This window comes from Chryseobacterium capnotolerans (assembly GCF_021278965.1).
Classification (GTDB): domain Bacteria; phylum Bacteroidota; class Bacteroidia; order Flavobacteriales; family Weeksellaceae; genus Chryseobacterium; species Chryseobacterium capnotolerans.
This window is the reverse complement of record NZ_CP065589.1, coordinates 4,569,574-4,593,025: the sequence shown is the minus strand read 5'-3', so window position 1 is coordinate 4,593,025 and position 23,452 is coordinate 4,569,574. Positions and strand designations below refer to the sequence as shown.

21 protein-coding genes and 2 pseudogenes are annotated in these 23,452 nt (G+C 36.2%); 9 read left to right on the top strand and 14 right to left on the bottom strand.

Features of this window, described 5'->3' with window-relative positions:
- Window positions 1-4 precede the first annotated feature (4 nt).
- From H5J24_RS22050 to H5J24_RS22040, 3 genes are read left to right on the top strand one after another with little or no spacing between them, the layout of a single operon-like run.
- A complete protein-coding gene (locus H5J24_RS22050; protein WP_068940924.1) occupies window positions 5-871 on the top strand; it encodes an ROK family protein in 867 nt (288 codons plus the stop codon).
- 17 nt (window positions 872-888) lie between these two features.
- Window positions 889-3,171: a GH92 family glycosyl hydrolase gene (locus H5J24_RS22045; RefSeq protein WP_068940643.1), complete on the top strand. Its 2,283-nt coding sequence runs from the start codon at window positions 889-891 to the stop codon at window positions 3,169-3,171.
- A gap of 24 nt (window positions 3,172-3,195) precedes the next feature.
- Window positions 3,196-3,693, top strand: coding sequence for a cupin domain-containing protein (locus H5J24_RS22040; protein WP_068940641.1), 498 nt, complete (start codon window positions 3,196-3,198; stop codon window positions 3,691-3,693).
- 751 nt (window positions 3,694-4,444) lie between these two features.
- On the opposite strand, the pseudogene H5J24_RS22035 reads toward H5J24_RS22040, so the two are convergent.
- The 5 genes and pseudogenes from H5J24_RS22035 to H5J24_RS22015 form a co-directional block, all read right to left on the bottom strand.
- A pseudogene (locus H5J24_RS22035) lies at window positions 4,445-7,148 on the bottom strand (TonB-dependent receptor domain-containing protein).
- Window positions 7,149-7,215: 67 nt separating this feature from the next.
- Window positions 7,216-7,578: a hypothetical protein gene (locus H5J24_RS22030; protein ID WP_068940637.1), complete on the bottom strand. Its 363-nt coding sequence runs from the start codon at window positions 7,576-7,578 to the stop codon at window positions 7,216-7,218.
- A 19-nt stretch (window positions 7,579-7,597) separates the two neighbouring features.
- The gene (locus H5J24_RS22025; protein WP_068940635.1) at window positions 7,598-8,248 is read right to left on the bottom strand and encodes a hypothetical protein; all 651 of its coding nucleotides are present in this window, start codon (window positions 8,246-8,248) and stop codon (window positions 7,598-7,600) included.
- Between the two features lie 82 nt (window positions 8,249-8,330).
- Complete coding sequence (locus H5J24_RS22020) at window positions 8,331-9,017, bottom strand: response regulator transcription factor (RefSeq protein WP_002982671.1); 687 nt, start codon at window positions 9,015-9,017, stop codon at window positions 8,331-8,333.
- Between the two features lie 88 nt (window positions 9,018-9,105).
- Entirely contained in the window at window positions 9,106-10,644 is a 1,539-nt protein-coding gene (locus H5J24_RS22015) for a sensor histidine kinase (protein ID WP_068940633.1), read from the bottom strand.
- A 201-nt stretch (window positions 10,645-10,845) separates the two neighbouring features.
- Here H5J24_RS22015 and H5J24_RS22010 point away from each other — a divergent pair, with 201 nt between their 5' ends.
- On the top strand, window positions 10,846-11,331 hold the full coding sequence (locus tag H5J24_RS22010) for an SRPBCC family protein (protein ID WP_068940631.1): 486 nt from the start codon (window positions 10,846-10,848) through the stop codon (window positions 11,329-11,331).
- Window positions 11,332-11,448: 117 nt separating this feature from the next.
- On the opposite strand, the gene H5J24_RS22005 is transcribed toward H5J24_RS22010, so the two are convergent.
- From H5J24_RS22005 to H5J24_RS21970, 8 genes are all read right to left on the bottom strand, one after another.
- Complete coding sequence (locus tag H5J24_RS22005; protein WP_068940629.1) at window positions 11,449-12,276, bottom strand: hypothetical protein; 828 nt, start codon at window positions 12,274-12,276, stop codon at window positions 11,449-11,451.
- 1 nt (window position 12,277) lies between these two features.
- Complete coding sequence (locus H5J24_RS22000) at window positions 12,278-13,117, bottom strand: hypothetical protein (protein WP_141395625.1); 840 nt, start codon at window positions 13,115-13,117, stop codon at window positions 12,278-12,280.
- 1 nt (window position 13,118) lies between these two features.
- Window positions 13,119-14,006 carry a hypothetical protein gene (locus H5J24_RS21995; protein WP_141395624.1) on the bottom strand — a complete coding sequence of 296 codons (888 nt, stop codon included), beginning with the start codon at window positions 14,004-14,006 and terminating at the stop codon, window positions 13,119-13,121.
- A 551-nt stretch (window positions 14,007-14,557) separates the two neighbouring features.
- Window positions 14,558-14,896, bottom strand: a complete 339-nt coding sequence (locus H5J24_RS21990) for a hypothetical protein (RefSeq protein ID WP_068940622.1) — start codon at window positions 14,894-14,896, stop codon at window positions 14,558-14,560.
- Between the two features lie 91 nt (window positions 14,897-14,987).
- Window positions 14,988-17,033: a S9 family peptidase gene (locus H5J24_RS21985; RefSeq protein WP_068940922.1), complete on the bottom strand. Its 2,046-nt coding sequence runs from the start codon at window positions 17,031-17,033 to the stop codon at window positions 14,988-14,990.
- Between the two features lie 140 nt (window positions 17,034-17,173).
- Window positions 17,174-17,914, bottom strand: a complete 741-nt coding sequence (locus H5J24_RS21980; protein WP_034721908.1) for a uroporphyrinogen-III synthase — start codon at window positions 17,912-17,914, stop codon at window positions 17,174-17,176.
- 12 nt (window positions 17,915-17,926) lie between these two features.
- Complete coding sequence (locus H5J24_RS21975; RefSeq protein WP_488153952.1) at window positions 17,927-18,214, bottom strand: DUF4271 domain-containing protein; 288 nt, start codon at window positions 18,212-18,214, stop codon at window positions 17,927-17,929.
- Entirely contained in the window at window positions 18,099-18,596 is a 498-nt protein-coding gene (locus tag H5J24_RS21970) for a hypothetical protein (RefSeq protein ID WP_232815863.1), read from the bottom strand. Before H5J24_RS21970 ends, H5J24_RS21975 begins: the two co-directional genes overlap by 116 nt.
- A 241-nt stretch (window positions 18,597-18,837) precedes the next feature.
- Here H5J24_RS21970 and H5J24_RS21965 point away from each other — a divergent pair, with 241 nt between their 5' ends.
- The 4 genes from H5J24_RS21965 (at window position 18,838) to H5J24_RS21950 (ending at window position 22,288) form a co-directional block, all read left to right on the top strand.
- Entirely contained in the window at window positions 18,838-19,554 is a 717-nt protein-coding gene (locus H5J24_RS21965) for a polyprenol monophosphomannose synthase (protein ID WP_068940620.1), read from the top strand.
- Window positions 19,555-19,601: 47 nt separating this feature from the next.
- Window positions 19,602-19,967, top strand: a complete 366-nt coding sequence (locus tag H5J24_RS21960) for a DUF4296 domain-containing protein (RefSeq protein WP_068940918.1) — start codon at window positions 19,602-19,604, stop codon at window positions 19,965-19,967.
- 69 nt (window positions 19,968-20,036) lie between these two features.
- Window positions 20,037-21,167, top strand: coding sequence for a tRNA guanosine(34) transglycosylase Tgt (tgt, locus tag H5J24_RS21955; protein WP_068940618.1), 1,131 nt, complete (start codon window positions 20,037-20,039; stop codon window positions 21,165-21,167).
- 8 nt (window positions 21,168-21,175) lie between these two features.
- On the top strand, window positions 21,176-22,288 hold the full coding sequence (locus H5J24_RS21950) for an LptF/LptG family permease (protein ID WP_068940616.1): 1,113 nt from the start codon (window positions 21,176-21,178) through the stop codon (window positions 22,286-22,288).
- Here the strand turns inward: H5J24_RS21950 and H5J24_RS21945 are convergent.
- Window positions 22,282-22,998 carry a biotin--[acetyl-CoA-carboxylase] ligase gene (locus H5J24_RS21945; protein WP_068940614.1) on the bottom strand — a complete coding sequence of 239 codons (717 nt, stop codon included), beginning with the start codon at window positions 22,996-22,998 and terminating at the stop codon, window positions 22,282-22,284. The two genes, H5J24_RS21950 and H5J24_RS21945, sit on opposite strands and share 7 nt — an antisense overlap.
- Window positions 22,999-23,085: 87 nt before the next feature.
- Between H5J24_RS21945 and rsfS the strand changes: the two are divergent.
- Window positions 23,086-23,452 (top strand): annotated as a pseudogene (rsfS, locus tag H5J24_RS21940) (ribosome silencing factor).

The window sequence follows — 23,452 nt, the reverse complement described above, 5'->3', positions numbered from 1 at the left end:
AATGATGCAGAATATACTAGGAATCGATATTGGTGGGTCACATATTACATTGGCACAGGTAGATCCTGAAAAAAGAGAGATCATTACTTCAACATATGTAAGGGAGCATGTCAATTCCTTTGATGACAAAGAAACTATTTTCTCTGCCTGGACTTCAGCTATTGAAAAAGCAGCTCATAACCTGGTTAAAGATGATCTTTTAATAGGAATTGCAATGCCGGGACCTTTCGACTATGAAAACGGGATCTCCTTGATGCAGCAAGGAAAATTTATTGATATATACCAGGTGAATATAAAAGATGAGTTGGCTGAAAGGCTTTCCGTTTCTCCCAAACAGATTCATTTTGTAAATGACGCTGCTGCATTTATGGAAGGAGAAGTATTTGGAGGTTGTGTTCAAGGATTTAAAAGAGTTTTTGGAGTAACGCTGGGCACCGGATTAGGAACCACATTCTTTAACGGGGAATTTGCCACAGATGAAGATTTATGGGATTCACCATTTAAAGACTCTATCTGTGAAGATTATCTGGCAACCCGATGGTTTGTGAAGCGTTATGAAGAGCTGACCGGAGAACAGATTTCAGGAACCAAAGACCTTTTGGATAAACCTTTAGAAATACAACAAATGATTTTTGATGAATACGCGGATTCTTTCTCTGGTTTTATTGTGAAATATGTAGACCATTACAAACCGGAAGTTTTAGTTATAGGAGGAAATATAGCAAAAGCCTATCCTTATTTTGAGCAAAGATTTACTCAGAATCTGATAAAGAATAATATTAACTTGCAGGTCAGAATTTCCGCCATTTTTGAGGATGCTGCCATTCTGGGAGCTGCTAGCTATGCATTAAAAAAAGCTTATATAAATTAACAAAACGAAACGATACAATGAAGTCTATTTTTTCTACTTGCTTTCTTTTATTACAGGCCTTGGTGTTTGGTCAGAATATATCTCCTGTAGATTATGTGAATCCATTGATGGGTACCCAATCCAAACCTTCCTTATCCAACGGAAATACTTATCCGGCAGTAGGGCTTCCATGGGGAATGAACCTCTGGACAGCACAAACAGGGAAAATGGGTGACGGATGGGCTTATACTTACGATGCCGATAAAATAAAAGGATTCAAGCAAACCCATCAGCCTTCTCCATGGATGAATGATTACGGAGCATTTTCCATCATGCCGGGAGTAGGAAAATTAAAATTCAAAGAAGATGACAGGGCAAGTTGGTTCAGCCATAAAGCTGAGGTTGCCACACCGTATTTCTATAGTGTTTATTTAGCAGATATCAATGTAACCACTGAATTTACCCCTACAGAAAGAGCCTCTTTTTTCAAATTTGATTTTCCAAAAACAGACAGTGCTTATGTAGTCATTGATGCATTAGACAAAGGATCTTACATCAAGATCTTACCTAAAGAAAGAAAAATCCTGGGATACACTACAAAATATTCTTCAGGAAAATATGATAATTTTAAAAACTATTTTGTCATCCAGTTTGATAAAGACTTTGAGCTGACCAAAACATGGAAAGATGACAAGCTGATTAATGATCAATTAGAGATGACCAGCAATCATACCGGAGCAATAGTAGGTTTTAAACTTAAAAATAAAGAAACTGTTTATGCAAAAATAGCTTCTTCATTCATCAGCTTTGAACAGGCTGAACTGAACCTTAAAAGAGAGATCGGAAACAGAAATTTTGAACAGGTAAAAGCAGAGGCTAAAAATATCTGGAATAAAACCTTAGGCAAATTAGAAGTAAAAGGAGGAACAGATCAGCAGATAAGAACTTTTTATTCTTCACTCTACAGAACCCTGTTTTTTCCTCAAAAGTTATACGAAATTGATGCTCAGAATAAAGTAAAGCACTGGAGCCCATACAATGGAAAAGTTACGGATGGAAGAATGTTTGCCGGAACAGGTTTCTGGGATACTTTCCGTGCTTTGTATCCTTTCCTTAACCTGGTATATCCAAGCATCAACGTAGAAATGCAGGAAGGATTAGTGAATGCTTACAAAGAAGGAGGATTCTTACCAGAATGGAGCAGTCCCGGATATTCTGATATTATGATTGGAAACAATTCTGCGTCCGTAGTAGCAGATGCATACATCAAAGGCCTTCGTGGCTATGATGTGGAAAGTCTTTGGCAGGCTGTAAAACATGGTGCTGATAATGAGGGTCCTATGGAAGCAGTAGGCCGCGCAGGAGTAAAATATTACAATGAGTTGGGGTATGTTCCTTATGATGTGAAAATTAATGAGAATGCAGCCAGAACATTAGAATACGCTTATGATGATTTTTCCATCTATCAATTAGGAAAAGCATTGGGAAAACCTGCTTCAGAAATTGATATTTACAAAAAAAGAGCGTATAATTACAAAAACCTGTTCGATAAAGAGACAGGATTAATGCGCGGAAAAAATAAAGACGGTAATTTCCAGAAACCATTTAATCCTTTTAAATGGGGAGATGCTTTTACAGAAGGAAACAGCTGGCATTATACCTGGTCAGTTTTCCAGGATATCAATGGCTTAGCTGAATTAATGGGTGGGAAAAAGAAATTTGAGGCCAAACTGGATGAAGTATTTTCATTACCACCGGTTTTTGATGACAGCTATTATGGTGGAGTGATCCATGAGATCAGAGAAATGCAGATCATGAATATGGGGCAGTATGCTCACGGAAATCAGCCTATTCAACATATGATCTATCTGTATAATTATGCCGGAGCACCTTATAAAACACAGTATTGGGCAAGAGAAGTCATGAACAAACTATATCATGCTACGCCTGACGGTTATTGCGGAGATGAAGACAATGGGCAGACTTCAGCATGGTATATTTTTTCAGCATTAGGCTTTTATCCGGTAACACCGGCTACAGACCAGTATGTATTGGGAGCACCACTATTTAAAGAAGCAACCATTCATCTGGAAAATGGCAAGAAAATTGAAATAAAAGCTCCGGAAAATAGCACTGCCAATTTATATGTAAAGTCATTGAACGTAAATCAGCAGCCATATTCAAAGAATTGGCTGAGTCATAAAGAATTAATCAAAGGAGCAGTTTTAGACTTTAAAATGGATAGTAAACCGAACACAGACAGAGGATCACAGGAAAAAGATTTCCCATATTCAATGTCAAAAGAAGAATCAGGTAAATAATTTTAATTAAGAGAAACAAGATATATGAGTACTGAGAAAAGAGAAATATTCGATAGAGTTGAAAATATGCTGCAGGCACAAGGTTTTACCATTGCAGCAAAAGATGAGACCAGACCGTGGGGAGGATTTTTCGTAATCGATGAGACACAGGCACAGGATTTTGCCAACCAATACTTTGATGGAATTGATGTTGAAAATCTAAGAATAGGAGGTAAGCTAAGCCCTAAAATTCTTATTGTAGCTCCTGAAGCAAGACTAAGCTGGCAGTATCACCACAGAAGAGCTGAAATCTGGCAGGTATTGGAAGGAACAGTAGGAATCAAAAGAAGTGCTACCGATGAAGAAGGAGAACTTGGAGAATATCATCCAAAAGATCAGGTAAAACTTCAGCAGGGCGAAAGACACAGATTAATAGGTCTGTCAGGTTGGGGAATTGTAGCCGAAATATGGCAGCATACCGATGCCTCCAATCCCTCGGATGAAGATGATATCGTAAGAGTACAGGATGACTTTGGAAGATAAAATAAAAAAGCGGCATCAATTCTGATGCTGCTTTTTTATTAGGTAGGGAAGCTGGAAGAAGGAAGAGGGAAGTTCCTGGAGATTTTCATAACCTCTTGTTGTTATCCTTATTATTGAATTTTTTGATTGAAATAAGTCTCTGGATTTAGTAAAAATATGTGAATAACTAAACCTTATAGGTTTCTAAAACCTATAAGGTTTTTTTACAGTATCAAAAAAACAGCATCAATTCTGATGCTGCTTTTTTATTAGGTAGGGAAGCTGAAAGAAGGAAGAGGGAAGTTCCTGGAGATTTTCATAACCTCTTGTTATTATCCTTATTATTGAATTTCTTGATTGAAATAAGTCTCTGGATTTTAGTAAAAATATGTGAATAGCTAAACCTTATAGGTTTCTAAAACCTATAAGGTTTTTTTACAGTATCAAAAAAACAGCATCAATTCTGATACTGCTTTTTTATTAGGTAGGGAAGCTGAAAGAAGGAAGAGGGAAGTTCCTGGAGATTTTCATAACCTCTTGTTATTATCCTTATTATTGAATTTCTTGATTGAAATAAGTCTCTGGATTTTAGTAAAAATATGTGAATAGCTAAACCTATAAGGTTTTTTTACAGTATCAAAAAAAACAGCATCAACTCTGATACTGTTTTATATTTTTAAGGATTTTCTGAAACAGAGAAAGAAGTTAAATGGATCTCAACTAAATACAATGTCCAATAGTACTTCTATCATCCCTCTTCCAGCTTCCCTCTTTAAAACGTCACATCCAATCCTACGTAGAAATTCGCTTTCATAATTGGAGCGTATACCATGCCGCCATCAAAATAATTTCCGAAAGGATTTTTAAAGTCGATGATTGCATTTTTCTGATAATAAGAGGTCAGATTTTCTCCTCCTACATACGCTCTAAGCTTCTTATTGAAATTCTTAGAAATCTGTGCATTCAATACGGCATAAGAGTTGGAATAAGCAGGTAACTGAAACTCTGCGGGATTCCCTGACATATCAGGAAGTCTTTGTTTTCCTACCCAGTTTAAAGTTGTATCAAAACTCCAGAAACCACCTTTATCATTTTTATTGGTAGAATAAGCAAGATTTACAAAACCTCTGTGTTTTGCCATAAAAGGGACTTCTCTTCTTCCTCCGATATAGTCAGCCTGTACATCATAATATTTATAGGCTAACCTTACATCAAAGTTTTTGAAAGGTGTAAAATCCCATTGCGTTTGGAAGGAATTGGCAAATGACTTTCCCTCTAAATTATAAAATGTCAGCTGCTGAGGTGAGCTGTCTAAATCCACCAATACCTGGTCCTGGAAATCGGTTCTGAAAAAGTCTGCAATAATCGTAGATTTTCTTCCGAAAAGTTTGAACTCCTGCTGTAAACTTGCCCCATAGTTCCACGCGATTTCGGGTTTTAAACCATAAATATTCCCTCCGTTAGGCAAAATATTGATCGCTCTATTGGAAGCAAAATACTGTTGGCTTTCTGCAAAAACATTCGCTGTTCGGAATCCTCTTCCCGCAGAAAGTCTTAGAATTGTTTGTGGGGTAAAATCATATTTGAAATTCACTCTTGGAGTAAACTGAGTTCCTGCAAGATTATGAAAATCAACTCTGGTCCCTGCTACTAAAGTATATTTTAATCCTGTTAAAGTATATTCAGCAAAGATTCCCGGAACGATTTCGTTTCTTTTAATATCATCTATTAAATAAGTTTCTTCATAACCATCATAGAGGAAGCTAGCTCCCGCTTTATATTTGTGATTGGTATTTCCAATGATGCTTTCAAAAATTAAATTTGAATAATATGTATGCTGTTTCCCGGAATAATTTCTCAGTCCAAAGAAACTATCCTGCTGGTGGTACACGTATTGGTTCATCCAACCGATACTCTGATAAGGTTTTCCTTTGAAAACATACCCTGTTTTATTCCAAACCTGGAATCTTGAAATATCAATTCCTACACCATATGCAGGCTGTTTATCCTGGCCCAGTTTTTTATCGAAACCAACCTGTCCTGCAGTTCTTTCATCTCGGATAAAATTAATTCCAAAGTGAGAACCGAATCCTGATTTTTCCAGATCATTATAGTTAAGGAGATAAGCCGCATTAATCTGAGTCCCTTTTGGTCTGTCCAGAAAGCCGTCGTGATTCATATCCGTATTTCCAAAAGTTCCATTCCCGTGGAGTAGGAACGTTTGTGACCATTTATCATTAATAGGAGATACATTGGTAATATTTACTTCAGCTCTTCCGTTAAAATCCGAAAAAAGATTTAAAGAAGTTTCCGGCTCCTTAGCGTTCTTCAATAATTCAGTGTTAATCTGCCCTGTAATGCTTTCATAGCCATTGGTTACGGTACTTCCTCCTTTCGTCAGCTGAATACTTTCAATCCATCTTCCAGGAATAAAATTCAATCCATAGGCAGAAGCCAATCCTCTGATCTCAGGTAGCTGTTCTTTCGTTAAACTTGTATATTTTTGATCTAGCCCCAGCATTTTAAGCTGTTTCGTACCTGTTACAGCATTGCTGAAAGATACATCTACGGTTGCATTCGTTTCAAAACTTTCAGACAAATTACAACATGCTGCTTTTAGTAATTCTTTTTATCAATATTAAAAACTAATCCTGCCTCTTTTTGCTTAAAGAAGTGGCCGCTTTAGAACCCGTCACAACAACTCCATCAATAGATTTTTCATTTTTGCTGTAAGAATCATTAGCAGGTTGAGGGGAATGGTCCTTATGATCTTCATGTTTTGCTTCTTCTTCATAATGAACCTTTGGGTTAGCCTCTCCAAAAGTAAAATCTCTGTCATACAGACAACATCCCGGAAGCCCGTTGTAAGTAGTGTCTAAAGCCTTGTATTTCTCATTATCGTGGCCTGCATCGGCAATAGCCTTTAAAATTTTGTCTGATGAGGTTTTTGAAGCATCAAAATGTAATGCAACTGTCTGTTTTTCTGCATTCCACTCCGCTGAATCTGCTCCTGCGCCTTTAGCAGCCTTTTCAATTCTGGCTTTGCATGAAGCACAGTTTCCTCTTACATAGAACTCATTGTCCTTTTTAGAAGGAGTTGTAGCACTGGTATGATGATCATGATGAGATTCCGATTGTGCAGGCTGTAGGTCTCTGTCATACAAACAACATCCCGGAAGGCTTTTGTAAACATCATCAGAAGCCTTGAATTTTTCATTGTCATGGCCTGCTTCCGCTACTTTTTTCAGAATATCATCTGTGGAAACTTTATCTGTTTCTACGGTCAGCGTCTGAAGGTCAATAGAATAAACAGCAGTTTTTGCACCTGCTTTTTTGGCAGCTCCTTCAATTCGTGTTTTGCACATTTCGCAGTTCCCTTTTACTTTGAACTGGTTTTTCTGAATATTTTGAGCTGATATAAATTGGGTAAATAAGAATAATGTACCAAGTATGAACCTGGAAATATATAATTTCATTTGTTTAAAGTTTAGATTAAATAAAATACGGTTCGCTATAGAATATAACGAACTCACTATGTTTTAATTAACCTATTTTAGGCGGTTGCCAGATTTCCTTTAAACGGTCGGAAAGGTAAGGGTCTGAATACTGAAACTGAGGATTCTTATTCGTTTTGTAATAAGAAAGTTCCAGACGCAGGTTTTTTGAAAAAGGGGTTTCAATAAAAGTAAAGCAGGCAATACATGACGAACAGCAGTCATCATTACATGATTTTTTAGAATCGTCCTTGCTATCTTTTTTTGAGGAGTGATTTTTACAACAGTCACCCTTCTTTCCGGATTCTGTTTTGCAACAGGTTTCCTTCATAGATTGAGTGTAGAAGCTATCCTTAGGAACCAGGAAGATTCCCAAACAAAATACTATTGCCAGTATGTGAAACAGCTTCATGTCTGCAAAAATACAAAATTTATGGTAATGGATCACCAACTTTTAGAGAACAACTATGCCAAGGTTCACCATGTGCCGGGTTTACTTTAGGTTTTTCTCCCATGGCCAGAGTTTGTGATGCAGCCTGAGTCTGTGCCGGAGTTGGGGTAGGAGTAACTTGTATATTGTTTTGTATAGATTGAGAAGCTGCAGCTGGTTTACTACTCAAAGGCTGTCCTACAGGAATATCACATCGGTGTCCCGGCTTTCCGTGTGGTGGGTTCATTCCCGGAGCCGTTTTTACGGGTTGAGCATTATTATTCATCGCTACTTTTGTTTGAGCGGCAGTACTTGGATCAATCTGAATGGCATTATTAGCTCCTACACTGATGTTTTGAGAAGCTGGAGTAGCCGCTGGCTGACTGTTTAAGGGCTGTCCTACAGGAATATCACATCTATGTCCCGGCTGTCCGTGAGCAGGATTCATTCCCGGAGCCGCAGCTATAGCAGCCGTTGCAGGACTGGATTGAATGCCCGCCTGATCCATCAGTGAAGCTTTTGGTGCATTATTGATAGCTACAGAAGACTGTTGAGAACCAGCTTCTTCCTTTAAATAAGTTGCTTTTTCATCTTTCTTACAAGAGACAGCTACTATTGATACTGAGATCAAACCTAAAAACGTATTCTTCATATCCTTGATTGGGTATGAAACAAAATTAGCAAAACATTTTCAATTGTTTTGCTAATTTTATATTTATAATACGATTTTTAGATTAATTTTTTACAAGAAGTCTAAATCCTTCACCGTGTACGTTAATAATTTCCAATCCTTCGTCATCTTTCAATAACTTACGAAGCTTGGCAATATATACGTCCATACTTCTTGCGGTAAAGTAATTTTCTTTTTTCCAGATCTTTCTAAGGGCAAGGTCTCTCGGCATGAAATCGTTTCTGTGGATACAAAGAAGCTTCAATAGCTCATTTTCTTTTGGAGAAAGTTTGTACTCTTTATCACCTACCTTCAGCTGTCTCAGCATAGAATCGAAGAAAATATTGCTGATCTTAAACTGCTCCTGCTCTTCATTTTCCAACGTGGAGCTTCTTTGAAGAATAGCCTTGATTTTGTATAAAAGAAGTTCTGTATCAAATGGTTTTGTGATGTAGTCATCAGCTCCCAATTGGTATCCTTTCAGAATATCCTCTCTCATATTTCTTGCGGTAAGGAATATGATGGGTGTATTTTTATCAATCTTTTTTACATCTTCAGCCAATGAAAACCCATCTTTTTTAGGCATCATTACATCAAATATACAGATGTCAAATTCATTTTCTGTAAATTCTTTCAATCCCTGTTCTCCATCAGTAGCAAGGGTAACTTCAAAATTATTGATCGTTAAATAATCTTTAAGCACCGCCCCGAAACTCTGATCGTCCTCTACTAATAATATTCTGTTGCTCATAACTTTTACTAATTAATAATTAACAATTAAGAATGAACTGTCTCACTCTCTCTTCTTATATTTTGTTTTTGGTTTCTTGTTTTATGTTTTACCCCATTGGTAGTTTTATTGTAAATGTACTTCCAGTGCCCTTGTTGGATTCTACAATAATCTGTCCTTTGTGGAGTTCTACTATTTTTTTAACATAGGAAAGTCCCAGTCCCTGTCCTTTTACATTGTGAATATTCCCAGTTTCTTCCCTGAAGAATTTCTCGAAAATCTTTGTTTTATTCTGGGTATCCATCCCCATTCCTTTATCTGAGATTTCGATAATATACCAATGCCCTTCATTTCTTGTTTCTACATGAATTTCAGGAGCTTCGGGAGAATACTTGTTCGCATTATCCAGTAAGTTTACCAGCATATTCGAGATGTGGAACTCATCAATTTTAAAATTATAATGAGTGGCATTGAATTTCTGAGTCAGAGTACCGTTTCTCTGCTGTACAATCAGGTTGAAAGATTCTGTTGTTCTTTGGATAAGTTCCCTTACGTTGGTTTCTCTCAGGAATAATTCTACTTCATTTCTTTCAAGCTTAGACATGTTCAGAACATTTTCTACTTGCTTTTTCATCCTCAGGTTTTCCTGTTTAATCAATTCGGAATAATATTTTACCTTATCCGGATTAGTAGCAATTTTATCATTAGCTAATGAATCTGTTGCTACAGAAATAGTCGCCAGTGGTGTTTTGAATTCATGCGACATATTGTTGATGAAGTCTGTTTTTACTTCTGCAAGCTTTTTCTGTCTCATCATATAATTGATAGAGATAATATAAATCCCAAGAATAGTAAGCAATGAAAGGAAAGTCCCCAATAGCATTGGCCAGTTGTTCATCGCCAGTGAATACTCCTTCTTAGGGAAAACTAGAGCCAGATTGTATAAAGTATTGTACTTTTTATCAGTAAAAAGAGGGTAGCTATAGGTGTTACTGTCCTTTTTTTCTTTGTAGGCTTTATTAGCAATACTGGTAAGTTTGTTGTCTTTATCAACAATTCCATATCCGAATTTTGCCGTAATCCCTCTGATTTTTAATTCTTTGGTAATGACAGAGTCGAGAGTCGCTGGGTTGACCCTTTGTGCAATAGGTAGATTGTTCCCATATACCTTTACAAACTCTTTTACAGCGTAATCCCCGGTTTCAATGTCCTGATTGATGTCCGAGGTTAGAATTTCACGATTGGTAGTGTCCCTTTTTATTTTGTAAGCCGCCTCATCAGTATATAACGTAGTAAGTTTTACGGAATCTCCTGTTTTAGAGATTGGAAGCTGTGCTTTGGAAATAATATTCTTGGAGTAGATAATCTGTCTTTGCGTTCCGGAATCTTCTACCTGTTGAATGGTAGTAAGTGAAGGGTTTTTGCTGTTAGCAAGAATGGTACTTCTGTTATCCTTAGTCAGATATTTATCGGCTTCAATTTCTTCAATTGTTTTGGATGTATTTTCCAAAACAGAATAAACTTTATTTGAAAAGTCCTGTTCCAGTACACCGTAATAGCCTTTCAGCCAATAAAATTGGAGCGTAACAAAGACAATCAGTGAGATTGTCATAAACACCGAAATTATTGGGATGAATTTATTATTCATTATTTAATTATATATGTTTTGGAAAAATGAATGTTAAAATTAATTGTTTTAAGAGTACGTAAACAAAAAACGAGCCAAAAAATTATGTTTTTTTTCTTAAAAGACTGTTTTTTAACAATTATTTATGAATTATTGATTACTTGTCATAGGAAAAGTCCTTTCTGTCAATAAAGAGTTACCTTTAATCAAAATTATTACTTTATGGAATCTAACATCATTTTCAACAAAGATTTTGACTCAAAAAGTATCTATGTAATGAATATTTACAAGACTGATGTTTCAAAAGTGTGGAACTATTTTACCCAATCCGAATTATTGGATCAGTGGTGGGGGCCAAGACCCTGGAAATGTGAAACTGTAAAACAGGATTTTAAAGAAGGCGGTATCTGGCTGTATGCTATGGTAGGTCCGAATGGAGAAAAAGGATATTCCCAATCTCAGTACGGTGAAATCATTGAACATAGGAGTTTTGATTGGACTAGTGCATTTTGTAATGAAAAAGGAGAAGTAAATGAAGATTCTCCAAGGTCAAAATGGCTGATCGGCTTTACAGGAGTGGAGGAAGGAACAAAAGTAACGGTAAATATTCATTACCAATCTGAAGAAGTGATGAAGAAAATGTTGGATATGGGATTTGAACAAGGCTTTACAATGGGACTGACTCAGCTTAAAGAGATTATTGGTTAATATGAAAATAAAAAATTGATAGACAGATCTTTAATTTTATAAAATGAAAACCGGAGTTTCCCATGGGAAACTCCGGTTTAATGAAATATGGAATATAAAATGTTTTGTATTTCGAATTTACAGCTTTTCTATGCTGATGAAAGTTCCGTCTGTTGGAACAATTTTATAGATATCGGCTACTGTTAGGATAGAAACGCCTCCTGATACCTGAACTTTAAGCTTATCTCCTTTGTCAAACATAGCTAAAAACTCCATGGTTCCCACTCTATTGGCTCCGGCTGTAATAAGAATGGCTTCATTTAAAGGAACATCATTTCTTGCAAGGGTAGCACCATTCTTTAAAGCCCTGAAAGAAATTACAGGTGGACTGACATGGATCCCGGATGTTTTTACCTTTAAGCTGATAAGAACCTTATAAAATCCTGATTCCTTAAAAGTAAAGTTGCTGAAATTGCTGTTCACAGTTCCCTGAGAATCAATAATGCCAAGTTTATCTCCATCCAATGTTGTGTTGTAAAAACCAAACGGGACATCTTTTTCTCCACATCCGATCAGTACACATCCTACAGAAGGAAAATCATTTTCAGAAGTTGCTGGGTTCATGCTGGCACGTGTGACTCTTCCTCCGGTTTCGTAAAAAGTAGGTTTCCATATCTCGCCATCATATACGACCACTCTTTGGATATCTTTTCTGTACATAATCATTCCCTGCATAGAAGGATCTTTATCAAAATGATTAGGCTGGCTGGCATTATACAACGGTAATTCTGTTTCATTATTGACTGTAGGAATCATCATTCCTTTAGACCGGGCAGTATTATCTTCATTATTGACAACACTGAACATTGAATTTGGGCTTGGATTGGCTGCGCTTCCAATAATGACCTGAGAAAATGCTATTTGGGCTGTCATCAGAAATGCGGTGATGTATATTTTCTTTCTCATCTTAATTCAGTTTTTCTATATAGATAAAAGTATCCTTATCGTTCATTTTAAAATTCACACCAGCTCCTACATTTAATCCGGTGTCAGCCTGAATACCTGCTCTTAAACGGATTTGATCTCCTGCGTGCAGATATTTTGTAGTAGAAAAATTGTTCACCGAGTTTGCGCTGCCAGCTGTTACCAGTAATCCGTAAAGTAAAAAACTGTTTTCATGAATTTTTTGCCATCCGTCAGCTGTTGCATTGGCGTAGAGGGCTTGTAAAGAAATAATGGTGGCTGCATTTCCTACGGAAAGTCCTCCGGCACTGCTTGTTTTTACAGAAGGATTGATTCTGTAAAAGCCATCTGCCGGAATCGTAATTTCTCCATTAGCATTCACCATAACCCCTAAATTGTTGATATTATTTCTATCGAAATCATTTAAAATATTGAAAGGAAGGGTAGGGCGACCTGTAATTCCCAGTACATTGGCAACAGATACATCGGCAGCATTAGATCCCAGTATGCTTACATTTTTATAATTTTTGATACTTTTTTCTGTGGCAGCTATCCATCTGTAGCCATCATATTTTACAACATCTTTAATCTCTTTGTTATAAAATATCAAACCGTTATCTTCAGGCTTGTTTTCATACAGATCGGGATATGCTGCGTTATAATTAGGGAGTTCAGTATGGTTTTCAACAATGGGAAGCATAATTCCTTTGGCATTATGTTCTACTTGTAAAGCTGCCCTTTGATGGATGGTCTCAGGTCTGTTACCTATTTTGACCTGAGCAAACCCCATGGTGCTGATCGCTGTTAAAATAAAGACTTGGAGTGTAATTGTTTTTCTGTTCATTTTAATCACTTACTTTGGTGAACATTATTTCTCTTGGATAGTATTTGGCAATATTAGTATTGGTAGCTGCGGTAAGAGTAACTACTACAGATACTGTTGCCAATGGAGAATGTATTCTCGAAACAATATAATCACCCGGATTCAATCGGATTCTCGTGGTAGTAAAAGCTGCGGTATTAGTATCTCCGCCAATTCCCAGGATACCATAATAATCCGGGAAGAATGTAGTGAGCTTAACTTCATTATAGCTGCCATTGCTTTGCTTCAGATAGGCTCTTAGCTGATATTGAGGCCCACTTGTCAGTGATACAGCTCCTCCGGTTTTGGAAGGAACATTCAGGTAGATGTCATAAACCCCAGCTTCATTAATGACGAATTTGGCATTGTCAAAGCTTTTGTCTCCATAAAGTCCTCCCCCGGCTACAACTGCTGTTTCCCTGGTTATATTAAGACTATTATAGGATTGCTTTCCATCAATAGGTGCGCTGAAGCCAAGCCCCACATGTCGGCCGCATCCAAGAAGTACACATGCAACCCCTATTTCTTCATCCGGATTGGACAAAAATCTGGATTGTTTCATTTTGAATGCTGCAGCAGTGGGTTCATTGTTCCATTTTCCTCCATCATAGGAATAAAATGTAGCATGCGTTTTTTCGAACATCATCATTCCTGCCATCTCATTATCTGAGGTGGGGGAGTTATACAACGGAAGGTTTTCCGGTGCAGATACTTCAGGAAGCATCATTCCGTAATTCTTTCCTTCATATTTTCCGTCTACCTGTAAAATGGCCTTGTTATGGATCTCGACTGTTGGATTTTTCGAAATACCTACTTGCGAAAAGGCCATGCTGACAATGAGCAACATTAAAGAAGTGCTAATTTTTCTCATGGTTTGATTTCTATTTAAATTTTAATCTGTCTTTTATTCAGAAGAATTTTTTTTGAAATGCATAGTTTTTCAGTCCTTAGTTTTTTTGTGTATTTTTTTCAAATTTTTATCCGTCCCGGCTCAGTTCGAATCGGGATTTCACTTGTTTTTGTCTTTTTTTTCAGTACTGTACATATTGTAATACTGAAGAAATTGACCATTGTTATTCTGAGGGAAATTGACCACGGAAGCAGGTCAAAAGAATTTGGTCTGTAAGCCTCTAAATTACAAATCTAATATGGATTTTATCTATTAAATTATGAAAAATTATAAAATATGAATATTAAATTCATAAAAATACTGTATAATAGCTTGGGGATGAAGTGGTTTATAATATTAACTCTAATTTAAAAAATACGACATTTTTTAAATTATAAGATTGTTTTTGTTTAAAAAAAATAGAGACAAAATTTTACTTGTCTCTATTTGTATAAGGGGATGTGGTATTTTATAAGGATTTGCTAATAATGCTACTTTTTTATTAGTAAATTTTTAAATACCACTTTTTCGACTTAAATAAGTTCTTCTTCCTGAAAATATTGAATAATTGCCTTTTTCATCAACAAGGTCTGTTCATTAGGCTTTAATTCGGGAAGATCTTCCAGTTTTTCAAAGTGTGGCCATCCATCTTCATAGTGCGAGAATTTATAATATCCAAAAGGTTCAAGCAGTCTGCAGATTGCAATATGAATTAGGTTTACCTTATCTTCTTTTGTGTATTTTTGCTGTCCGCTGCCCAGCTCCTGCAGGCCTATTAAAAACAGCAGTGTTTCAATAGGCGGGTTCTTCTCGGTCTGGAAATTGTCCTCGAAGAACTGTTCTATTTTTTTCCAATATTCGGACTCGTTCATATAATTGGTAAATGATGATTAATAATTGATGTTGTCAGTGTTTAATCTCTTCTTATGGTTTGTTTTTAAGTTTTATTGACAGTAATTAATTTTATCCTTTATGATCAATTTTCAATAAAAATGCATATTCCAATGCATCTTCTTTCAGGGATTCAAATCTTCCGCTTGCCCCACCATGTCCTGAGCTCATATCTGTTTTAAAAACCAGAATATTGTCATCTGTTTTTAATTCTCTAAGCTTAGCAGTCCATTTTGCAGGTTCCCAATATTGTACCTGGGAATCATGGAATCCTGTTGTGATCAGGATATTTGGATAATCTTTAGCTTCTACATTGTCATAAGGGGAATAATCTTTCATATAATGATAGTATTCCTTGTCATTTGGGTTGCCCCATTCATCATATTCTCCGGTTGTTAATGGAATAGTATCATCTAACATGGTTGTAACAACGTCCACGAAAGGAACCTGTGCTACAATACCATTGAATAATTGTGGTTCATAATTGACAACGGCTCCTACCAAAAGTCCACCAGCGCTTCCGCCCATTGCATACATATGTTTGGATGAAGTATAGTTTTCCTTTATTAAATATTTCCCTGCGTCAATGAAATCGAAGAAAGTATTTTTCTTAAACAGCATTTTTCCATCTTCATACCACTCTCTTCCCAGATATTCACCACCACGGATGTGAGCAATAGCGTAAATAAAACCACGATCAAGAATGGATAACCTTACATTGGAGAAACTGGCATCTACAGTATGTCCATAACTTCCATAGCCATAAAGTAACAGTGGTGTGTCTGCTGATTTTTTCGTGTCTTTATGATAAACAAGAGAAATAGGGATTTTTGTCTCACCATCTCTGGAATCTGCCCAGATTCTTTCAGAAATATAATTTTCAGGGAAGAATTTTCCGCCTAAAACTTCCTGTTGTTTTAGAAGTTTTGTGGTTTTATCCTTCATATTATATTCATACGTAGAACCAGGCTGGGTAAGGGAGGTGTAGCCATAGCGTAGAACTTCCGTGTCAAACTCCAGGTTAATTCCTATATAGGCTGTATAAGTTGGATCAGAGAAAGGAAGATAATAAGACTCTTGGGTCCTTTCATCAATAATCTTGATTTGGAGCAGGCCTTTTTCTCTTTCTTCCAGCACCAGATAATCCTGAAAGATTTCAAAACCTTCCAATAAAACTTCGGGACGATGAGGAATTACATCTACCCAGTTTTCCATGCTGCAGTGATCAATCTTTGTTTTTACAATTTTGAAATTCGTGGCATCGTCAGCATTCGTAATAATGTAAAATTCATCTTTATAATGCTCTACAGAATACTCAAGATCATCTATTCTTGGCTGAATAACTTTCCAATCTGCAAAAACATTGTCAGCAGGGATAAAATGATGTTCATCAGAAATCGTGCTTGAGCTTGCGATGAAAATATACTGCAAAGATTTTGTTTTAAAGACATTCACATCAAATGTATCATCTTCTTCATGAAAGATCAGTACATCTTCAGAAGAATCGGTTCCCAGTTTATGTCTGTATACTTGGAATGCACGAAGGCTTTTGTCCTTTCTGATATAAAATAGATGCTGATTATCATTCGCCCAAACGGCCTTTCCTGTAGTATTCAGGATTTTGTCAGGAAGAATTTCTCCGGTTTTTAAATTTTTGAAGTTAAGGGTGTAGATTCTTCTTCCTACATTATCCGAAGAAAAAGAAGTCAATTCATTATTGGGACTTACTGCAACACTTCCTACTTCAAAGAAATCTTCCCCTTCTGCCAGAATATTTACGTTAAGTAAAATTTCCTCTTCGTTGTCCAGGCTTTTGTACTTTCTACAGAAAATAGGATATTCTTTTCCTTCTTCGTAGCGTACAATATACCAATATTCATTAAAGAAATAAGGAAGAGATTCATCATCCTTTTTATATCGTGCTTTCATTTCTTCGAAGAGCTCTTCCTGAAGATCTTCGGTGTCTTTCATGATGAATTCTTCGTAAGCATTTTCCTGTTCTAGATATTGAAGAACTTCCGGGTTTTCCCTTTCATTAAGCCAGAAGTAATTGTCAATTCTTCTGTCACCGTGGGTTTCTAGTATTTTTTCTATTTTTTTTGCTTGTGGAGCTTTCATCAGATATTTTAATTTTTGTACGTTCGAAACGATTTCCGGGAACGTACTATTGAATGTTAATTTTTGTTCAAATGTAATCAAAAAAAAACCATCTTTCCTTTATTGGAGAGATGGTTAGCTTTATTTTTTTGTATTAAAGACTATTTGTGTAGTGCTTTAATGTATTTTTCTAGGGCCATGGTCATAGAAGGTGTTTCCTTCGTAGGAGCCATTAGATCTACTTTTAATCCTGCTTCTTCAGCGGCTGCTAAAGTGGTGTTTCCAAAAACTCCGATCTTTGTTTCATCCTGCTTGAAGTCTGGGAAGTTTTGTTGTAGAGATTTGATTCCCTGTGGGCTGAAGAAAATCAACATGTCGTAATCTTTAATGTTGATGTCTGTCAGGTCACTGCATACAGTGCGGTACATGATTGCTCTTGTCCACTCTACATTAGCAGAATCTAAAGTTTTTACAATGTCTGGGCTTAAAACATCTGAAGATGGTAACAGGTACTTTTCAGTAGGGAACTTCTTGAACAGAGGAAGTAGGTCTGAGAAGTTTTTCTCCCCAAAGCTGATCTTTCTTTTTCTGTACACGATGTGCTTCTGCAGATAGTTGGCAATAGCTTCCGACTGGCAGATATATCTCATTGTATCTGGAACTGCAAAACGTAATTCTTCTGCAAGTCTGAAATAATGGTCAATAGCATTTTTACTGGTAAAAATGATACCGGTATATTGCGTCAGATCTATTTTCTGAGTTCTGAGTTCTTTATTGTCAACCCCTTCAACGTGGATAAATGGACGGAAATCAATCTTTATTTTTTCCTTCTTCGCTATATCCAAATATGGAGAAGATTCACTAGGCGCTGGTTGAGAAACCAATATGGACTTTATTCTCATCTTTGACATTTATTAAAAAAATAACAATTTCCAAAGCAATAATAATGGTGCGATTTGGAGCGTGCAAATATACAAAAATTTATAATACCATTTCTCCGGAAGAATCTTGTTCTTGTGAAATAAATAGAAAAAAACTTTGAAAATAAATACAAAAGCAAAGAAGAAGAAATAATATGGGAATATTTTATTTCTGTCTATAGGGAAGTAATAGTGGGTTACACATAAAATGATCATTAAAAAAGACAGGATAAAATAAAATTTTGTGGAGGTGAAATAAAAAATAGTCCATTTTTTTTCCATCTCCTATACTTTGATAAAATAAATACCCTAATGTAGACTTTGCCAGATAAAAAAAGATCACAGCCAGCAAGGTGTACCCAAACTTATTGAGCTGATATCCTAAAACATGGAGATCTGCAATAAGCTTAGGGACTACCGGAATATACTGCGAAATTAATACAGATAAGGTAAGGGTAATCACGCAGGATGTAATGATCCAGCTGGGAAGGTTATTACTGGCATCAAAATACTTTTGAAGCAGAAAATCTTTAAGACTGGCATCTCTTTCTATAATGTTCATCATAAAGACATATAGAAACACACAGCCTATAAGTATAAAAATTACCCAATCGTTATTCTCAGGTATTCTTACATGATTGATGTAGTTTGGTGATGACGGCAAATTTTAAGTTTTTTATTTTTTTATTTAACTATAAATAACACAACTTGGCATAGAATTTCTTTATTGCTTCATCTGTTAAATCTAATCTTAAAACAATTTTCCACTGATTTTTATAGGTCATTCATAACTGCAAAAAAACAATCTTTGTCTGATCCATGAATCTTTGAAAAATATTTTTGCAAAATTATAGATTATTTTGTATAAAATAAAAAGGTTAAATAAACTATCTTTGCAAACTGAAATGAAAAAACTCGTCATAATCCCAACCTATAACGAAAAGGAAAATATTGAAAATATTATTTCCGCTGTTTTTGCATTGGAGGATGACTTTCATATCTTGGTAGTGGACGATTCTTCTCCTGACGGAACAGCGGATCTGGTAAAGGAATTACAGAAGAAATATCCCCACTATCTGCATCTTTCAATAAGACATATAAAAGATGGTTTGGGTAAAGCCTATATTCATGGGTTTAAATGGGCGATCGAAAATAAATACGACTACATTTTTGAAATGGATGCCGATTTTTCGCATAATCCTAATGACCTGCCGAAACTTTTCGAAGCTTGTCTGAATGCAGATATGGCCATCGGTTCCCGTTATTCAAAAGGTGTAAATGTAGTGAACTGGCCTATGGGAAGAGTTTTATTATCTTATTTCGCATCAAAATATGTAAGATTTATCTTAGGGCTTCCTATTCATGACACAACAGCCGGTTTTGTCTGTTTCTCACGAAAGGTTCTGGAGGAAATCGGGTTGGAAAATGTAAGACTGAAAGGATACGGATTCCAGATAGAAATGAAATTCAGAGCCTTTAAAAAAGGTTTCAGAATTGTAGAAGTTCCTATTATATTTACCAATAGAATTTTAGGAGAAAGCAAAATGAACGGTGGAATTATCCATGAAGCTGTTTTTGGGGTTTTAAACTTAAAATGGAAGTCAATCATCAATAGATTATAAAATTAAACATGACCAATTCTTCCAATAAAAAATATAAAAATAAGCGGATGAAAAATTTGATCCTTGTTTTTGTTTTTCTGGGGCTGTTTTCATGTAGTGATTATATTGATAAGCCTAAAAATCTGATTGATCAGGATGTAATGGCAGAGATTGTTGCAGATCTTGTAATCAATGATCAGGTTAATTTTATGTACCAGAACAGGAATATGGAAGCGGGTACAAGGTTTATTTTAAAATCTCATAATGTAAAACCGGATGACTTTGTCGATAGTTTTAAGTATTATGTGATTAAAGAAGAGATGGCAGATATCGCCACTGAAGCACAGCAGATTTTACTGAAAAAAGACCCAAAAGCGGAAAAATACGTAAAAGATAAGCTGAAGCAGACGGGGCTGGGAATGCCTCAAAAATAAATAATGATGAAGCGGGTTTTGCCCGGTCAATGATAATCGCTGAACGCAGCGAGCTAAAAAAGTGTACAGATGAAATTTTTTAATATCGAAAAAACCTCTGATGGAAAAGCAAGGGCAGGGGAGATAACTACAGACCACGGGAAGATTCAAACTCCCATTTTTATGCCGGTAGGAACTGTTGCAAGTGTGAAAACAGTTCATCAGAGAGAATTAAAAGAAGACATTAAAGCCCAGATTATTTTGGGAAATACTTATCACCTTTACCTTCGTCCAGGGATGGAAACGATGCAGGATGCCGGTGGTTTACATAAATTCATGAACTGGGATCTTCCTATTCTTACAGATTCGGGAGGTTTTCAGGTGTTCTCGTTAGCGAGCAATAGAAAAATGACAGAAGAAGGAGCAAGGTTCAAGTCACATATTGATGGAAGCTACCATATGTTCTCTCCGGAAAGATCAATGGAAATCCAAAGACAGATCGGGGCAGATATTTTTATGGCCTTTGATGAGTGTACACCTTATCCTTGTGATTATAACCAGGCAAAATCTTCGATGGAGCTTACCCACCGTTGGCTGAAAAGATGTATTGAATGGACTCATGATAATCCTGAATTATATGGCCATAAGCAAAGGCTTTTCCCAATTGTTCAGGGATCTACCTATTCTGACTTAAGAAAGATTTCTGCAGAAGTGATTTCTGAAGCCGGAGCAGAAGGAAATGCTATCGGAGGACTTTCTGTAGGAGAGCCTGAAGAGGAAATGTACAGAATTACGGATGAAGTAACAGATATCCTTCCAAAAGAAAAACCAAGATACCTGATGGGAGTTGGGACGCCTTGGAATATTCTTGAATCCATTGGGTTGGGAATTGATATGATGGATTGTGTGATGCCTACAAGAAATGCAAGAAATGCAATGCTCTTCACTTGGCAGGGGGTAATGAATCTGAAAAACGAAAAATGGAAGCGTGACTTCTCGCCGTTAGATGAGTTCGGAACCAGCTTTGTAGATCGTGAATATTCAAAAGCGTATCTTCGTCACCTGTTCGTATCCAAAGAATACCTTGCAAAACAGATTGCTTCAATCCATAACCTTGCATTTTACCTTGATTTAGTAAAAGTAGCAAGAGAACACATTATAGCAGGAGATTTCTATGAGTGGAAAAATTCTGTAGTACCGGTTCTTAGACAAAGACTGTAAGAAGGCCTATGCTTAAAATTGTAGACAAATATATCATCAAAAAATACCTTGGAACCTTTAGTTTCATGCTGGTACTATTGTCTATAGTGGTACTTGTCATCGATGTTCAGCAGAAGATCCCAAGAATAGAAAATGCAAAAGCTCTTGATCCTAAACTGGACCTTGGGTATTTCCTGATTCATTTTTATCCTTTCTGGATCATTAACCTGGTGGTGACATTCCTTTCCATTCTGGTGTTTATCACGGTGATCTATTTTACATCCAGAATGGCAAATAATACTGAAATTGTGGCCATTATCAGTAGTGGAGCTAGTTTTCACAGATTTTCAAAACCTTATCTGTATACTTCGATTCTGATTGCTTTAATGGCACTTGTTGTGTACCATTTGGTACTGCCTTGGGCGAATATTAAGAAAAATCAATTGGAAGCATATACCTATAATGCAGCCAATAAAGAAAAGATTCTGGGGACAGCTCCGGCCTCTTCACAGCTGAGCAGAACAGAGTATATCTTCGTAGATTCCTGGAATAAAAGAGAAAAAAGAGGTTCCAGTTTTGTATACCAAAAGTTTGACAGCCATAGAAAGATGGTGTATGAACTAAAAGCCAGTGAAGTGTATTGGGATCAGGATAAAAAACAGTTTGTTTTAAATAACTATCTTGAAAAGACAATTAATAAAGATAATACAGAGAAACTGAATAATGGCGTGGAGCTTAGAAAGAACTACAGCCATTCTCCCGAAGAGCTTTTCCCGAATGAACTTTTAGGACAGAATAAAACAACCCCTGAGCTTTTAAAATTCATTGAAAGAGAAAAGGCCAGAGGAAACAGCAATTTGAACTCTTACCTGAATGAACTTCATCAAAGAACCTCAATGCCTGTATCTATTATTATTCTTACTTTCCTTGCTCTTTCCCTATCCTCTCAAAAGAAGAGAGGAGGGTTAGGAATTAACCTTGCAATAGGAATTTCATTGGCATTCCTTTTTGTCTTTTCATTTGAAGCTTTAAAAGTGGTTTCGGAGAATAAAAGTCTGCCTCCGGCTTTGGCGATGTGGCTTCCTAATTTAGTATTCCTACCGCTTACTTTATATCTTTATATCAAAAGAGCTAATCAGTAAAGGAGTTTTACTTCTTTATGGTAGAAAGAACGGAGACCGTCATTTTCCAATTCAATCCAAAGCTCTCCTTTGTCATCTGCATTTCGGATGATGCCATTTTGTCGCTCTTTTTCAATTTCAAAGACCGAGATCTCATCTTTTCGGAATAGATTCTTATTGAACTCGTTCAGAATTTCCTGATCAGAAGGAATATTTTTCAGTTTTTCTGATAAGAATTCATGAAGATTCAGACTAAGCGCTTCAAGATCAAATTTCTGCCCTGTCTGCGTTAGAAGTGAGCCTGCGGTCGATATTTCATCGAATTTATCCTGAAGAATATTAATTCCGGTTCCAATAATGAAATAATTATTTTGATTAATTTTTTTCTTTTCAATCAAAATTCCAACGATTTTTTTACCTTTAAGGATAATATCATTCGGCCATTTGATTTTTACATCATTATCAGCCAAATTGGCCAGGAAATCCCTGACAAGAATTGCGGTATAATAATTGAATATAAAGTCGGAGCACAGTATGTTTTGAGTATTCACTGCCAGCGTATATGCTAGGTTTTTTCCGGCAATCTGAGTCCAGACATTTCCATACTGCCCACGGCCTTTAATTTGATTGAAAGTATGCAATCCTATAAAATCTGAATTTTCGTAAAGTAAAAACTTTGATATTTCGTCATTAGTAGAAGAACATGCTTTCAGATAGAAGAGTTGACTCATTTAAGAAAACTTTAAGACATTAAGGGGGTAAAAGTAAGGTTAAAGTAAAGAAAAAACAATAAATTTGCAGATTATAGTATTTTTTTAATGAATAAAACAGCAGAAAAACAAGCACTAATAGATAAAATCGTTGAAGCACTTCAAGATGTAAAGGGAGAAGATATTATGATTTTCGATCTTTCAAACATTGAAAACTCAGTAGCGGAAACGTTCGTAATATGTAGCGGAAACTCGAATACGCAGGTTTCGGCATTAGCTGGAAGTGTAGAGAAAAAAGTGAGAAACGACCTGAAAGACAGACCTTGGCATGTAGAAGGTACAGAAAATGCAATGTGGGTATTGGTAGATTATGTTTCAGTAGTAGTTCACATTTTCCAGAAAGATGTGCGTGAATATTACGATATCGAAGAACTTTGGGGGTGACGCAGTCATTACCAAAATTGAAAATGAATAA